At 72.4% G+C, this 13901-nt stretch carries 15 protein-coding genes and 2 pseudogenes; 7 read left to right on the top strand and 10 right to left on the bottom strand.

Annotated features, from left to right (window positions below; genetic code table 11):
• A complete protein-coding gene (locus VIB11_RS06125) occupies nucleotides 1–1002 on the bottom strand; it encodes an SDR family oxidoreductase (protein ID WP_332029377.1) in 1002 nt (333 codons plus the stop codon).
• 31 nt (nucleotides 1003–1033) lie between these two features.
• Nucleotides 1034–1432: a MerR family DNA-binding transcriptional regulator gene (locus VIB11_RS06120; RefSeq protein ID WP_332029375.1), complete on the bottom strand. Its 399-nt coding sequence runs from the start codon at nucleotides 1430–1432 to the stop codon at nucleotides 1034–1036.
• Nucleotides 1433–1533: 101 nt separating this feature from the next.
• On the opposite strand from VIB11_RS06120, the pseudogene VIB11_RS17775 reads away from it, so the two are divergent.
• The 4 genes and pseudogenes from VIB11_RS17775 to VIB11_RS06110 all read left to right on the top strand — a co-directional run.
• A pseudogene (locus tag VIB11_RS17775) lies at nucleotides 1534–1875 on the top strand (acyl-CoA dehydrogenase family protein); the annotation flags it as partial.
• 87 nt (nucleotides 1876–1962) lie between these two features.
• Nucleotides 1963–2136 (top strand): annotated as a pseudogene (locus VIB11_RS17770) (acyl-CoA dehydrogenase family protein); the annotation flags it as partial.
• A 42-nt stretch (nucleotides 2137–2178) separates the two neighbouring features.
• Complete coding sequence (locus tag VIB11_RS17765; RefSeq protein WP_414695773.1) at nucleotides 2179–2715, top strand: acyl-CoA dehydrogenase family protein; 537 nt, start codon at nucleotides 2179–2181, stop codon at nucleotides 2713–2715.
• A 31-nt stretch (nucleotides 2716–2746) separates the two neighbouring features.
• Nucleotides 2747–4342, top strand: a complete 1596-nt coding sequence (locus VIB11_RS06110; protein WP_332029423.1) for an acyl-CoA carboxylase subunit beta — start codon at nucleotides 2747–2749, stop codon at nucleotides 4340–4342.
• Between the two features lie 75 nt (nucleotides 4343–4417).
• Here VIB11_RS06110 and VIB11_RS06105 read toward each other — a convergent pair whose 3' ends face one another.
• From VIB11_RS06105 to VIB11_RS06095, 3 genes are all read right to left on the bottom strand, one after another.
• On the bottom strand, nucleotides 4418–5065 hold the full coding sequence (locus VIB11_RS06105) for a Maf family protein (protein WP_332029371.1): 648 nt from the start codon (nucleotides 5063–5065) through the stop codon (nucleotides 4418–4420).
• 34 nt (nucleotides 5066–5099) lie between these two features.
• The gene (locus VIB11_RS06100; protein ID WP_332029369.1) at nucleotides 5100–5309 is read right to left on the bottom strand and encodes a hypothetical protein; all 210 of its coding nucleotides are present in this window, start codon (nucleotides 5307–5309) and stop codon (nucleotides 5100–5102) included.
• 87 nt (nucleotides 5310–5396) lie between these two features.
• On the bottom strand, nucleotides 5397–6782 hold the full coding sequence (locus VIB11_RS06095) for an MFS transporter (protein WP_332029367.1): 1386 nt from the start codon (nucleotides 6780–6782) through the stop codon (nucleotides 5397–5399).
• 203 nt (nucleotides 6783–6985) lie between these two features.
• On the opposite strand from VIB11_RS06095, the gene VIB11_RS06090 reads away from it, so the two are divergent.
• Nucleotides 6986–8050, top strand: a complete 1065-nt coding sequence (locus VIB11_RS06090; protein WP_332029365.1) for a S8 family serine peptidase — start codon at nucleotides 6986–6988, stop codon at nucleotides 8048–8050.
• 147 nt (nucleotides 8051–8197) lie between these two features.
• On the opposite strand, the gene VIB11_RS06085 is transcribed toward VIB11_RS06090, so the two are convergent.
• Nucleotides 8198–9898, bottom strand: coding sequence for a DUF885 domain-containing protein (locus tag VIB11_RS06085; RefSeq protein WP_332029363.1), 1701 nt, complete (start codon nucleotides 9896–9898; stop codon nucleotides 8198–8200).
• A 115-nt stretch (nucleotides 9899–10013) separates the two neighbouring features.
• Here VIB11_RS06085 and VIB11_RS06080 point away from each other — a divergent pair, with 115 nt between their 5' ends.
• Together VIB11_RS06080 and VIB11_RS06075 are read left to right on the top strand one after the other, a co-directional pair.
• Nucleotides 10014–10691: an MOSC domain-containing protein gene (locus tag VIB11_RS06080; RefSeq protein WP_332029361.1), complete on the top strand. Its 678-nt coding sequence runs from the start codon at nucleotides 10014–10016 to the stop codon at nucleotides 10689–10691.
• The gene (locus VIB11_RS06075) at nucleotides 10688–11884 is read left to right on the top strand and encodes a CaiB/BaiF CoA-transferase family protein (RefSeq protein WP_332029359.1); all 1197 of its coding nucleotides are present in this window, start codon (nucleotides 10688–10690) and stop codon (nucleotides 11882–11884) included. The genes VIB11_RS06080 and VIB11_RS06075 overlap by 4 nt, the downstream gene beginning before the upstream one ends.
• 18 nt (nucleotides 11885–11902) lie before the next feature.
• Here the strand turns inward: VIB11_RS06075 and VIB11_RS06070 are convergent, their stop codons facing one another.
• The 4 genes from VIB11_RS06070 to VIB11_RS06055 all read right to left on the bottom strand — a co-directional run.
• On the bottom strand, nucleotides 11903–12418 hold the full coding sequence (locus VIB11_RS06070) for a nitroreductase/quinone reductase family protein (RefSeq protein ID WP_332029357.1): 516 nt from the start codon (nucleotides 12416–12418) through the stop codon (nucleotides 11903–11905).
• A gap of 85 nt (nucleotides 12419–12503) precedes the next feature.
• Entirely contained in the window at nucleotides 12504–12881 is a 378-nt protein-coding gene (locus VIB11_RS06065; RefSeq protein ID WP_332029355.1) for a VOC family protein, read from the bottom strand.
• Nucleotides 12882–12890: 9 nt separating this feature from the next.
• On the bottom strand, nucleotides 12891–13133 hold the full coding sequence (locus VIB11_RS06060; RefSeq protein ID WP_332029354.1) for an acyl-CoA carboxylase subunit epsilon: 243 nt from the start codon (nucleotides 13131–13133) through the stop codon (nucleotides 12891–12893).
• Nucleotides 13130–13901 (bottom strand): acyl-CoA carboxylase subunit beta (locus tag VIB11_RS06055; protein WP_332029352.1); only part of this gene is annotated, 772 nt, incomplete at its 5' end. The genes VIB11_RS06060 and VIB11_RS06055, both read right to left, overlap by 4 nt.

The following is a 13901-nucleotide window of genomic DNA, read 5'->3' as shown; positions in this document are numbered from 1 at the left end:
TCAGCGCAACGGGCGGGGGCGGTAGGCCTCGATGAGCGCATCGAAGAGGGCGTCCATCCGGCCGTCGACCACCCGGCGCGACGCGTCCTCGTCGTGCCAGTCCACGATCTCGCGTGCTCCCTCTCGGAACGGGACCTGCGCGGCCCACCCCGGCACGAGCCCCTTGACCTTGGTGTTGTCGAACACCATCGAGTTCGCCTTGTCGCCGAGCAGCCCGGCGCCGAGGTCGGGGTCGGCCGCCGCGATGGCGTCGGAGGCGACGTGCACGAGGCGCGGCTCGACGCCCGCCGCGTCGGCGATCGCGGTGTAGATCTCGTTCCACGTCGGCGCCTCGTCGGAGGTGATGTGGAACGCCTCGCCGAGGGCTGCGTGCTGCCCGAGCAGGCCGACGAAGGCACGCGCGAAGTCCTCGTGGTGGGTGAGGGTCCACAGCGACGTGCCGTCACCGGGCACCACCACCTCACGGCCCTGCCGCATCCGTTCCACGACCGTCCAGCCGCCGTCGAACGGCACCAGGGTCGGGTCGTACGTGTGCGACGGGCGCACGATCGTCATGGGGAAGCCGCGCTCGCGGTACTCCCGCACCAGCAGGTCCTCACAGGCGATCTTGTTGCGCGAGTACTCCCAGAAGGGGTTGCGCAGCGGCGTCGACTCCGTGACGGGCAGGCGGGTCGGCGGGGTCTGGTAGGCCGAGGCCGAGCTGATGAAGACGTACTGCCAGGTGCGGCCCGCGAACAGGTCGATGTCCTGCTGGACGTGCTCGGGGGTGAAGTTCAGGAAGTTGGCGACGACGTCGAACTCCCGACCGCCCAGCGCCGCGCGAACCGCGTCGGCGTCGCGCACGTCGGCCCGCAACACCTCGACGCCCTCGGGCACCGGCCGGTGCTGCGTCTGCCCGCGGTTCAGCACGGCGACCCGCATCCCCCGGGCCAGAGCCTGGCGCGAGCAGGCCGTGCTGATGATCCCGGTCCCGCCGATGAACAACACTCGCAGATGGCTCATGACGGGACCCTATCCGCGGCCGGCGGCCGGCTCACCCGAGGCGGTTCAGGTCCTCGCGGCAGCGACGCTCGAACTCGCTGAGCTCGGCCAGGGCGTCCTCGAGGTCGCGCCGGCGTTGCTCGAGGTCCGTCCGCCGGGTCTCGATCTGCCCCAGGACGTACTCGAGCTGGCTCGCCTTCCCGCGGGGCCGGTCGTAGAGGTCGATGATCGTGCGGATCTCCTCGAGCGGGAAGCCGAGGCGCTTGCCGCGCAGGATGAGGTTCAGCCTGGTGCGGTCGCGACGGTGGTAGACCCGCGTGGTGCCGCGGCGCTCGGGGGTGATGAGCCCGAGGTCCTCGTAGTGGCGGACGGTGCGGTGGGTGACCCCGAACTCCTCCGCGACCTCGCGGATCGTCCAGGTCCGCTCGTCGGTCGCGGCTGGGGTTGTCATGGCGCTCATCGTGCTTTACGTTTACGTCAACGTCAAGCAGTGACCGGTATGCCGCGCGGTCGGGCGACCCCCGCACCGCGCTTCCCCCGAAGGAGTGGGCGATGTTCGAGCTGAGCAAGGAGCACGAGGACTTCCGCAAGGTCGTGCGCGAGTTCGCGCAGGACGAGGTCGAGCCCCACATCGCGAAGTGGGACCGCGACCACCACTTCCCGTCCGACCTGGTGCCCAAGATGGGGGAGCTCGGGCTGTTCGGCCTCGTCGTGCCGGAGGAGTTCGGTGGCATGGGTGAGGACGGCGACTTCACGAGCCTGTGCGTCGCCATCGAGGAGCTCGGCCGCGTCGACCAGTCGGTCGGCATCACGCTCTCGGCCGGTGTCGGCCTGGGCATCAACCCGATCCTCACCTACGGCTCCGACGAGCAGAAGCAGCGCTTCCTGCCCGACCTGGTGGCGGGCCGGGCCCTCGCCGGCTTCGGCCTCACCGAGCCCGACGCCGGCTCCGACGCCGGCGCCACCCGCACCAAGGCGGTCCGCGACGGCGAGGAGTGGGTCGTCAACGGCGCCAAGGCGTTCATCACCAACTCGGGCACCGACATCACCTCCGTCGTCACCGTCACCGCCCGCACCGGCACCAACGAGGACGGCTCGGCCCAGATCAGCGCGATCATGGTCCCGAGCGGCACGCCGGGCTTCACGGTCGAGCCGGCGTACGACAAGCTCGGCTGGCACGCCTCCGACACCCACGGCCTGACCTTCGAGGACTGCCGCGTCCCCGCCGGCAACCTGCTCGGGGCCGAGGGTGAGGGCTTCAAGCAGTTCCTCAAGACCCTCGACGACGGCCGCATCGCGATCTCCGCCCTCGCGGTCGGCCTCTCCCAGCGGATGCTCGAGGAGACCACCGCCTACGCCACGACGCGCAAGGCGTTCGGCAGGCCCATCGGGGTCAACCAGGGCGTCTCCTTCCAGATCGCCGACCTCGCCGTCATGGTGGAGGCCTCGCGCCAGCTCACCTACAAGGCCGCCTGGCTCAAGGACGAGCTCGAGCACGGCCGCCGCTCCGTCGCCGAGGTCAAGCAGGCCGCCGCGATCTGCAAGCTCTACTCCACCGAGGCCGCGGTCACCGCGACCCGCATCGCCACCCAGGTCTTCGGCGGCAACGGCTTCATGGAGGAGTACCCCGTCGCGCGGTTCTACCGCGACGCCAAGATCCTCGAGATCGGCGAGGGCACCTCCGAGGTGCAGCGCATGGTCATCGCCCGGAACCTCGGCCTGCCCAGCGCCTGAGGCTCATGACATGGCAACAGTGCGAGAGGGTATGCCGGTGACCTCCACCAGCGCACAGCCACCCTTTGCGATCGGCCCGGACTCCGGCGCCGACCCCAAGGTGACCGACGTCCGGGAGCGGCTCGCCGCGGCACACGAGGCGTCGGCGCTGCCGCCGGAGAAGGCGAAGGCCAAGCTCGACAGCCAGGGCAAGCTGTACGTCCGCGACCGGATCGGGCTGCTGTTCGACGAGGGGTCCTTCGTCGAGGACGGCCGCTACGCCAACGCGATGGCCGACGGACTGCCCGCCGACGGCGTCGTCACGGGGCGGGGCACCGTCGACGGCCGGCCCGCGATCGTCATCGCCAACGACCCGACCGTCAAGGCCGGCTCGTGGGGCGCGCGCACCGTCGAGAAGATCGTGCGGGCCACGGAGATGGCGCTACGGGAGGAGCTGCCGGTCTTCTGGTTCGTCGACTCCGCCGGGGCCCGGATCACCGACCAGGTCGAGATGTTCCCCGGCCGCCGCGGCGCGGGCCGCATCTTCCACAACCAGGTGGCGCTGTCGGGCAAGGTGCCGCAGGTCTGCTGCCTCTTCGGGCCGAGCGCCGCTGGCGGCGCGTACATCCCGTCCTTCACCGACCTCGTGATCATGGTCGAGGGCAACGCGTCGATGTACCTCGGCAGCCCCCGGATGGCGGAAATGGTGGTGGGAGAACGAGTCTCGCTCGAGGAGATGGGCGGAGCCCGGATGCACTGCACCGTCTCCGGCGTGGGGGACCTCCTCGTCCAGGACGACGCCGAGGCCATCGAGCTCGCCAAACTGTACTTCTCCTACCTGCCCGCGAGCTGGCGCTCCGAGCTGCCGACCTACGCGCCGGAGGAGCCTTCCACGCCCCTCACGCGGCACACCGTCCCGGAGCGGGAGAGCCAGCCGTTCGACATCCACGAGGTCATCGACGGCCTCGTCGACGACGAGTCGTTCTTCGAGGTCAAGCCGCTCTTCGCCCCCGAGCTCGTGGTCGGGTTCGGGCGGATGGCGGGGGAGACCGTCGGCATCGTCGCGAACAACTCCGCGGTCAAGGGCGGCGTGCTCTTCACGGACAGCGCCGACAAGGCCGCGCGGTTCATCTGGCTCTGCGACGCCTACTCGATCCCGCTCATCTACCTCGCCGACGTGCCCGGCTTCATGATCGGGTCGGAGGTCGAGCGCGGCGGCATCATCCGTCACGGCGCCAAGATGGTCTCAGCGGTGTCGTCGGCCACCGTGCCGCAGTTCTGCGTCATCGTGCGCAAGGCCTACGGCGCCGGGCTGTACGCGATGGGAGGCCCGGGCTTCGCTCCCGACGCGACGATCGCGCTGCCGACCGCCCGCATCGCCGTCATGGGGCCCGAGGCGGCGGTGAACGCCGTGTACGCCAACAAGATCGCCGCGATCGAGGACGACGCCGAGCGCGAGCAGTACGTGCAGGAGAAGCGCCGGGAGTACGAGGCCGACGTGGACCTCGAGCGGCTCGCGGCCGACCTGGTGCTCGACCAGGTCGTCGAGGCGGACGCCCTGCGCCCGGAGCTGCTGCTGCGGCTGCGCTACGCCGCGAGGCGCGAGCGGCACTTCGCCACCAAGCGCCGCGACATCCCGCCGGTCTAGCCACTCCTGCCCGGCACCCACCTGAAACGGGTCTCCACCGGCCCCGGCGCGGTGGGTCCGGGGCAAGAAGTCGGGTCAGGTGGGGGTGCCGGGGGCGCGCAGGCTGTGCCAGGCCAGCCCGACCTCCGCGAAGAGCTCGCGCAGGAGGGGCAGGCTCAGCCCGACGACGTTGCTCGGGTCGCCCTCGATGCCGGCGACGAACGGGCCGCCCAGCCCGTCGAGGGTGAAGGCCCCCGCCACGCGCAACGGCTCGCCGGTCCCGACGTAGTCCTCGATCTCGGCATCCGTCAGCCGGGCGAAGTGCACGGTCGTCGACGCGGTGGCCCCCAGGGTCGCGCCCGTCCCGCCCGCGGAGTGCTCGCGGGTGTCGACCACCCAGTGCCCCGTGTGCAGCACCCCGCTGGCGCCGCGCATGCGGCGCCAGCGCGACACGGCCTCTGCGGCATCGGCGGGCTTGCCGTGGATCTCGCCCGCGAGCTCGAGCACCGAGTCGCAGCCGACGATGACGGCTCCGGCGACCTCGGCGGCGACGTCCTCGGCCTTGGCCCGGGCGAGCACCAGGGCGACGTCCTCCGGTGCCAGCGCGCCGTACGTCTCACGCGCGGCTGTCGTGACGGCGTCCTCGTCGACGCTGCTGACGACCACGCTCGGCTCGATGCCGGCGGCGTGCAGCAGCTTCTTGCGGGCAGGGGAGGCGGACGCGAGGACGATGTGGACGGTCACGCGCCGAAGGCTACCGGCGCGGTGGCGTCCCGGGTCAGTCGGCGCCGTCCTCGCGCTGGTCGGCCTTGTCCTTCTTCGGCTTCTCGCCCGTGGGCCTCGGTTCCGCCTCGGTGTCGTGGAAGTACGACGCCCCGAGGTAGCGACGCATCGCCGCCTGCACCCGGTTCTCGCCCTCGGTCGGACGCGTGTTGCCGACGTGCTCGGCTGCCTCGCGACGGGCCCGCTCGCTGTTGACGTCACCCATGGCGGCCTCCTTGTGAGACAGCCCTCCAGCCCTGTGGAGGGCCATACCTGAAGGCTATGCCCGCGGGTGTGGTCCGGACCCGGGTCTTCAGACCCGGTTGGCGCCGCCGACCCGACCCGGTGCGACGGAGGAGTCGCGCCGGGGTGCCGGGGCCGCCTTCAGCCTGACGGCCGTCGCGCCGGCTGCGACCATGGCGACGCCGACCAGCCACAGCCCCGTCTTCTGGCTGCCGGTGAGGTCGGCCAGCCAGCCGGTGACATAGGGGGCCGCGAAGCCAGCCGTGTTGCCGACGGAGTTGACCAACGCGATGCCGCTCGCCGCGGCCGCGCCGGTGAGGAACGCCGTCGGCAGGGCCCAGAAGGTCGGCAGCGCGCACATCACCCCCACGGCGCAGACGGTGACCGCGGCCATGGCCGCAGCCGGGCTGCCGAGGTGGAGCGCGACCGGGATCGCGGCGCCGCCGACGAAGGCGGGGAGGGCGACGTGCCAGACCCTCTCCCCGCGACGGTCCCCGTGCCTGGCCCACCAGAGCATCGCCACCGCGCCCACGGCATACGGGATGGCATTGATGACGCCCCGCTCGACGAGGGAGTAGCTCGTGCCGAACTGCTCCTCGAAGCCCTTGATGATCGTCGGGAGGAAGAAGCCGAGGGCGTACAGGCCGTAGACGATGCCGAAGTACACGAAGGCCAGCGCCCAGACCCGGCCGCTGGTGAGCGACTCCCGGATCGACACGTGGTAGGTGCTGGCCTTGTGCTCGTCGTCGGCCTCGAGGGCGGTCGTCAGGGCCCGGCGCTCCGCGGGTTCGAGCCAGGTGGCGTCGCCGGGCCGGTCGGTGAGGAAGAACCAGGTGACGACGCCGAGGACCACCGCGGGGAGGCCCTCGAGCAGGAACATCACCCGCCAGCCGGACAGCCCGAAGAGGCCCTCGCCGAACTCGATGAGCAGCGAGGACAGCGGCGCGCCGACCGCTGAGGAGATCGGGATCGCCGCCATGAAGAGCGCCGTCATCCGGGCCCGCTCGCGCTGGGGGAACCAGAACGTGAGGTACAGGATGATGCCGGGGAAGAAGCCCGCCTCGGCCACACCGAGGAGGAATCGCAGCGTGTAGAGCCAGCCGGCGTTCGGGACGAAGGCCAGCGCCGCCGCGACGATGCCCCAGGTCACCATGATGCGGGCGATCCAGCGCCGGGCCCCGAAGCGGTGCAGCGCCATGTTGCTCGGCACCTCGAGCAGGAGGTACCCGATGAAGAAGATGCCCGCAGCCAGGCCGAACGCCGCCTCGCTCAGGCCGAGCTCGTCGTTCATGCCGTTGGGGCCGGCGAAGCCGATGTTGGTGCGGTCGAGGTAGTTCACGAAGTAGAGCAGCGCGAGGTAGGGGGTCAGGCGCCGGGCCACCTTCGCCGTGGCGGACCGCAGCAACGGGTCGCCGGTCGCCGCGGGTGCGTGCTCGGCCGTGTGCTCGGTCGTCATCGAGGTCCCCTGTCGCGTCATCGCTGCCCGGTGCCCTGCCGAGGCTGCCACAGCACCCAGGAGCCCGCAGGTCGGCGGGCGAATTCCCCGCGAACCAGGAGGAACCGGGCGTCCCCCCGTGTCCTCGGTGGCGCCGGCTCGTTGGTCAGCGGGCGGGAGAGGTCCCGCGCTCGAGACGACCACCGACCCGAAAGGTCAGGCACATGCGAACTCGCGCACTCACCGGCGCAGCAGCAGCCAGCGCCCTCGCCCTCGTGGGCACCCTGGCGACCGCCCCGACGGCACAGGCAGCGACGAACGACCCCCTCCACGGCAAGCTCTGGGGCCTGCAGCAGGTCCGCGCCGAGCAGGCGTGGGGCAGCAGCACGGGGACCGGGACCGTCGTCGCGGTCGTGGACACCGGCGTCGACTTCTCCCAGCCGGACCTTCGGGGCCAGCTCCTGCAGGGCGCCACGTTCACCGGCTGCCCCGCGAACCAGCGACCCTGCGGCAACGGCGACTTCCGCGGCCCGGACGGGCAGAACGACGGGGACGAGCACGGCACCCACGTGGCCGGCACCGTCGCGGCGGCCCGCAACAACGGTGTCGGCGTCGTCGGCGTGGCGCCGGGCGCGAAGATCCTGCCGGTCAAGGTCCTCGAGGCCGGCTCCGGCTCCTCCGAGGACATCGGTGACGGCATCCGCTGGGCCGCCGACCACGGCGCGGACGTGGTCAACCTCTCGCTCGGCTCGGTCCCGGGCGGGCAGGCCCTGTCCATCACCGGCCTCGACTCGGCGATGAAGGAGGCCATCGACTACGCGCGCTCCAAGGGCGTGCTCACCGTCGCCGCGGCCGGCAACAGCTCCACGGCCCTGTGCAACGACCCGGCCTTCACCACCGACGGCATCTGCGTGGGCGCCACCGACCGCAACGGCCTGCACTCGTGGTACTCCGAGCTGCCGAACAAGACCGACCTCAAGGCGGTCTCCGCTCCCGGCGGCGCCGGCCTGACCGGCTGCGACGACGACATCTGGTCGACGGTCCCGCGGGGCACCGGCACCGCCGGAGGCTGCGGGCAGGCGGACTACGACGCCTACGCGGGCACCTCGATGGCCACGCCGCACGTCGCAGGCGTCGCGGCCCTGCTCTACGCCCAGGGCCGCACCGTCGACCAGGTCGAGGACGCCATTCTCAGCACGGCGGTCACCCCGGGAACGGGCGCCCGCGGCACCTACTCGCCGACGTACGGCTTCGGTGTCGTCGACGCCGAGGCCGCGGTCGCCAGCTGACCGGCGCGGACGACACACCGCACCCTCCCTCCGCAGGGACCTCCGCGGACGGGGGCGAGCGCAGTGGGCGTGGAGACACGCGAGAGGGGCGGCCCCAGCCGGGGCCGCCCCTCGTGCCGTCTCAGCGCGTCGCTGCGCGGCGGTCGATCAGCCCAGGTCGCCGAGCACGGCCTCGCGCAGCGTGTCGAGCCCGACGCCGCCGATGTCGAGCGACCGGCGGTGGAACGCCTTGATGTCGAAGGCGTCGCCCTCGCGGCGCTGGACCTCGTCGCGCAGCTCCATCCACAGGCGCTCGCCGATCTTGTAGGCCGGGGCCTGACCCGGCCAGCCGAGGTAGCGGTCGAGCTCGAAGCGCAGGAACGCCTCGTCCATGTTGGCGTGGGCGGTGAGGAACTCCCACGCCTTGTCGTAGGTCCACTCGCCGCCGCCGACCTCCTCCGGCGCCTCGAAGCCGCAGTGGAAGCCGATGTCGAGCACCACCCGGGCGGCGCGCAGCGACTGGCCGTCGAGCAGGCCCATGCGGTTGCCCGGGTCGTCCATGTAGCCCAGGTCGGCCATGAGCCGCTCGGCGTAGAGCGCCCAGCCCTCGCCGTGGCCGGAGGTCCAGGCGAACATGCGACGCCAGCGGTTGAGCAGCTCGGAGCGGAACACCGTCTGCGCGACCTGCAGGTGGTGGCCCGGGACCCCCTCGTGGTAGACGGTCGTCAGCTCGCGCCAGGTGCCGAACTCGGTGACACCCTTGGGCACCGACCACCACATGCGGCCGGGGCGGGAGAAGTCCTCGCTGGGGCCGGTGTAGTAGATGCCGCCGGTCTGGGTCGGCGCGATGAGGCACTCGATCGTGCGCACCGGGTCGGGGATGTCGAAGTGGGTGCCCGCGAGGTTGGCGATGACCTCGTCGGCCTTGGTCTGCATCCACGCCTTGAGCTCGTCGGTGCCGTGCAGCTGGTATGCCGGGTCGGCGTCGAGGGCGGCGATGGCCTCCTTGACGGTCGCGCCGGGCCTGATCTGCTCGGCGACCGCCTCCATCTCGGCGGTGATGCGGGCGAGCTCCTCCTGACCCCACCGGTAGGTCTCCTCGAGGTCGACGGTCGCGCCGAGAAACGCGCGCGAGAGGAGCTGGTAGCGCTCGCGGCCGCAGGCGTCGGACACGGGGGCTCGGTCGAGGATCTCGTCGCGCAGCCGGTCGCCGAGGACGCGGTACGCGTCGGAGGCGGCGGCCACGCTCTTCTCGAGGTCGGAGCGCACCGCGTCGGTCAGGTCGGCGTCGCCGGCCAGGGCGCCGGTGACCAGCCCCGCGAAGTAGCCGTCGTCGGCGATGAGGTCACCGCACTGCTTGATGCAGGCCTCGACCTGGCGCCGCGGGGCGACGTTGCCCTTGTCGGCGGCCGAGTGCAGGCTCCTCATCCAGCTGTCGAGGGCGTCCGGCACCTTGGCCAGGCGCCGCGCGATCACGCCCCAGTCCTCGGTGGTCGCCGTCGGCATGAGGTCGAAGGTGCCGCGGACCTCCTGCAGCGGGCTCGCGATGACGTTGAGCGCCATCTCGTCGAGCCCGGCACGGTGGGTCTCCTCGGCGAGGCCGAGGCGCTCTCGCATGGCGGCGATGGTGACCCGGTCGATGTCATCCACCGGCGTCGCGCGGTCGAGCGCGGCCAAGGTGCGGCCCCGCAGGACGGCGTGCGCCTCGTGGCCGGCGGGCGAGAAGTCGTCGAGCTCCTCGTCGTGGCCGGCGATGCCGAGGTAGGTCGCGGTGATCGGGCTCAGGTCGACGAACGCCTCGAGGTACTCCTCGGCGATGCGGTCGACCTCGGTCGAGGGTCGCGCGTTCTGCGCAGCGTCTGTGGTCACCTGAGCGAACGTACCCCACGACCCTGACCGCACCGCACCGGATATCGGCCGGAAACGCGACGCGTCGGTGACGGCCCGGCGGCGGCGGCGAGCGCGGACGGCATAGCCTTCGGCCATGGCGCACGTCCTCTCCCTGAACGTCGGCCGCTCCGAGCCGAACCCGGCCAAGAAGGGCATCCCCACCGGCATCGGCAAGCAGCCGGTGGACGCCGTGGAGCTGCGTGCCCCAGGGCCGAAGCACGGTGGGCTCGGCAGCGGGGTCGTCGGCGACTTCGTCGGCGACCAGCGGCACCATGGCGGGGACTTCCAGGCGGTGTACGCCTACGCGCGCGAGGAGCTCGACGCCTGGGAGGGCCGGCTGGGCCGGCAGCTGCCGCCCGGCCTGTTCGGTGAGAACCTCACCACGGCCGGCCTCGACGTCGACGGCGCCCTGGTGGGGGAGCGCTGGCAGGTCGGCGAGGACGTCGTCCTCGAGGTGGCCGGGCCGCGCATCCCGTGCAGCACCTTCGCCTCCCGCATGGGGGAGCGTGGGTGGGTCAGGCGGTTCACCGAGGTCGGCAACAGTGGCGCCTACCTCGCGGTGGTCCAGCCGGGGACCGTGCGTCTCGGCGACCCCGTCGAGGTGGTGAGCCGCCCCGACCACGGGATCGGCGTGCGGCTCGCGTTCCGCGCCTTCACCGGCGACCTCCAGGCGGCCGAGCGGGTGCTGGCCGCGCGCTGCCTGAACGCGCAGGACCACGAGGAGCTCGCGGAGACCGTCCGCCGGCGCACCGCGCCGGGGCTCGGCGCGTGAGCAGGGGCGCGGCCCACGCGCCGGACCTCGCCCGTGTGCCGCGTGGGACCGGCAGCGGGGCCGGCCCCCTGCGTGGGGTGCGCGTCGTCGAGCTGGCCTCCATCGGCCCGGGGCCCCATGCCGCCATGACTCTTGCCGACCTCGGCGCCGAGGTCATCCGTGTGGAGCGGCCCGGCGGCACCCTCACCGCGGTCGACCGCGAGAAGGACGTGCTGACACGAGGCCGGCCCAGCGTCGCCATGGACCTCAAGAACCCCCGGGCGGTCGCCGTGGTGCTCGACCTCGTGGCGCGCGCGGACGTGCTGCTCGAGGGGATGCGTCCCGGCGCGGCCGAGCGGCTCGGCGTCGGCCCCCGCGAGTGCCTGGAGCGCAACCCGCGCCTGGTGTACGGGCGGATGACCGGCTGGGGACAGGACGGCCCGCTCGCGGAGGTCGCCGGCCACGACATCGACTACATCGCGGTCTCCGGCGCCCTGCACGGGCTGGGCCGTGCGGGAGGGCCGCCGCAGTTCCCGCACAACCTACTGGGCGACTTCGGCGGAGGTTCGCTCTACCTCGTCATCGGCGTGCTGGCGGCGCTGCTCGAGGCTCGGTCGAGCGGGGAGGGACAGGTCGTCGACGCCGCGATCGTCGACGGCACCGCGCACCTGGGTGCCATGCTCGCCGGGCTCGTCGCCGGTGGCGCCTGGCGCGAGGAGCGCGGCGTCAACCTGCTGGACTCGGGGGCGCCGTTCTACGACGTCTACGAGACCGCGGACGGGCGCCACCTGGCCGTCGGCGCGATCGAGGCCCAGTTCTACATGGAGCTGCTCGACCGCCTTGGCCTGGCCGAGGGGGCGCCCGACCGCGACGACCCGGCCCAGTGGCCCGCTCTGCGCGCGGCGCTGGCCGCCCGGTTCCGCGAGCGCACCCAGGCCGAGTGGGTGCAGGTCTTCGAGGGCAGCGATGCCTGCGTCGCTCCGGTGCTGCGGCTCACGGAGGCGGCGCGCCACCCGCACCTGGCCGCGCGGCACACCTATGTGGAGCGGGAAGGGGTGCTGCAGCCTTCCCCGGCGCCCCGCTTCTCCCGCACGCCGGCCAAGCTCGGTGCGCCGCCGAGCCTGCCCGGGCAGCACTCCCGAATGGCCCTGCAAGCGTGGGGGATTCGCGACGTCGACGCCCTCATCGCCGATGGCGTGGTCGACGAGGCCTGATCCGTCAGGCCTGATCCGTCAGGGCAGCTCCGGCCGGCTCGTCGGGGCCTGGGTGATGCGGAAGACCGGGTACCGGTCGGCGATGCGCTCGAACTCCTCGAGGGGTGCGTTGCGGTCCACCGGAACGTGCGGTCTGGCTCCGGGCGCGACCGCGAGGTAGCGGCGCAGGATCGCTGCGCGCTGGCCCGGGTCGACCTCCTCCAGCCGCACCGGGGTGCGCCCACCCCGGATCAGGACTGCCCGGCCCCCTGCGGCCCGCACGTTGCGCACCCAGTTCGCATCGTTGCCGAGCATCGAGACGAGGTAGCGCTCGCCGGCCAGCTCGGTCACCACCAGCGGCAGGGTGACGACCCGGCCCGACCGTCGCCCGCGGACCTCCAGCGTCACCGCCCGCTGTGGCGACAGGAGACCGGCCGAGAACTGCCGTGCCGTGAGCCGGTTCGCCAGCCGGGCGAGCCGGTCAGGATGGCCGCCCCGGTACATCCACCGCCGCAGCGCGAACCGCCATTCCCTGGTCGAGTGCTGGAGTCCCATGATCCTGCCCACGCTGCCCGGGTCGGCAGGGACGCGGAAGGGGCTTTGGTCCGGTGCTCGCGGACGCCAGCCCCGGGGCGCAGACCTAGGCGCCGCCGCGATCGCCCTCGAGCGGGGAGCCGTAGCGCAGCAGGTTGCCGTCGGGGTCGACGTAGGCGCCCTCGCGCAGCCCGTAGTCCGTGTCCTGCGGTGCGTGCAGGCGGCCTGGTACCTCGGCCGCGAGCCATTCGACGTGCAGGTCGTCGGCGCTGTCGACGTAGAGGTAGACCGACACCAGGGACGTCCGGGGGTCGAGGCCCCCGACCTCGCTGAGATGCAGGCTCACCCCATCGCGCCGGGCATAGCCGTAGGCGGCGTCGCCGGTGTACCGGCTGACGGCGAAGCCCAGCCGCTCATACGTGCCGAGGGCGTCGCCGAGGTTCCGCACCGGTAGCACCGGGGCCAGTGAGTCGAAGCGGGTCATCGGGACGTTCTACCGCGGCAGGCCGGACGCGCGCCACGCCCCGGGGCCGGGCGCCAGGGGTCGGCGCAGGGCCGACTCCCGTGACGCCCACCGCGAACGCGGCCGCGGCGTCGTGTCGGGGTCGTCGTCCCCGCCGCCCGCAGCGGAGAGCACCGCGAGGAGGGCGGCGAGCTCCTCCGGAGTCGCGTCGCCACGCACCAGCCGCAGCGGCGGGGTCTGGTGTGCCGCGGCAGCGTGGTCGTCGGCGCTCACAGCGGGATGTTCCCGTGCTTCTTCGGCGGCAGCGTCTCCCGCTTGCTGCGCAGGGCCCGCAGCGCCTTGGTGACGTTCATGCGGGTGTTGCTGGGCGTGATGACGGTGTCGATGTAGCCGCGCTCGGCCGCGATGTACGGGTTGGCGAGGGTGTCCTCGTACTCGGTGATGAACCGCTGGCGTGCCTCGTCGACGTTCTCGCCCGCCTCCTGGGCCGCGGCGAGCTGCTTGCGGTAGAGGATGTTGACGGCTCCCTGCGCGCCCATGACCGCGATCTGCGCCGTCGGCCAGGCCAGGTTGATGTCGGCGCCGAGGTGCTTGGACCCCATGACGTCGTAGGCGCCGCCGTAGGCCTTGCGCGTGATGACGGTGACGAGGGGGACGGTCGCCTCGGCGTACGCGTAGATGAGCTTGGCGCCACGGCGGATGATGCCGTCCCACTCCTGGTCGGTGCCGGGCAGGAAGCCGGGCACGTCGACGAAGGTCAGCACCGGGACGTTGAAGGCGTCGCAGGTGCGCACGAAGCGGGCCGCCTTCTCGGAGGCGTCGATGTCGAGGGTCCCGGCGAACTGCATCGGCTGGTTCGCGACCACCCCGACGGACCGGCCCTCGACGCGGCCGAACCCGCAGACGATGTTGGGCGCGAACAACGGCTGCACCTCGAGGAACTCGCCGTCGTCGAGCACGTGCCCGATCACGGTGTGCATGTCGTACGGCTGGTTCGGGCTGTCCGGGATGAGGGTGTCGAGCTCGCGGTCCTCGTCGGTG

The sequence above is a fragment of the Pedococcus sp. genome, assembly GCF_036554925.1.
GTDB lineage: Bacteria > Actinomycetota > Actinomycetes > Actinomycetales > Dermatophilaceae > Pedococcus_A.
This window is presented reverse-complemented; position numbering and strand designations above follow the sequence as displayed.

Coding starts and splice junctions, on each gene's coding strand:
- VIB11_RS06100 (WP_332029369.1), bottom strand. CDS start 5,309: ATGGGTGACGTCAACAGCGAGCGGGCCCGTCGCGAGGCAGCCGAGCAC.
- VIB11_RS06110 (WP_332029423.1), top strand. CDS start 2,747: ATGCCGGTGACCTCCACCAGCGCACAGCCACCCTTTGCGATCGGCCCG.
- VIB11_RS06090 (WP_332029365.1), top strand. CDS start 6,986: ATGCGAACTCGCGCACTCACCGGCGCAGCAGCAGCCAGCGCCCTCGCC.
- VIB11_RS06095 (WP_332029367.1), bottom strand. CDS start 6,782: ATGACGACCGAGCACACGGCCGAGCACGCACCCGCGGCGACCGGCGAC.
- VIB11_RS06080 (WP_332029361.1), top strand. CDS start 10,014: ATGGCGCACGTCCTCTCCCTGAACGTCGGCCGCTCCGAGCCGAACCCG.
- VIB11_RS06120 (WP_332029375.1), bottom strand. CDS start 1,432: ATGACAACCCCAGCCGCGACCGACGAGCGGACCTGGACGATCCGCGAG.
- VIB11_RS06065 (WP_332029355.1), bottom strand. CDS start 12,881: ATGACCCGCTTCGACTCACTGGCCCCGGTGCTACCGGTGCGGAACCTC.
- VIB11_RS06125 (WP_332029377.1), bottom strand. CDS start 1,002: ATGAGCCATCTGCGAGTGTTGTTCATCGGCGGGACCGGGATCATCAGC.
- VIB11_RS06070 (WP_332029357.1), bottom strand. CDS start 12,418: ATGGGACTCCAGCACTCGACCAGGGAATGGCGGTTCGCGCTGCGGCGG.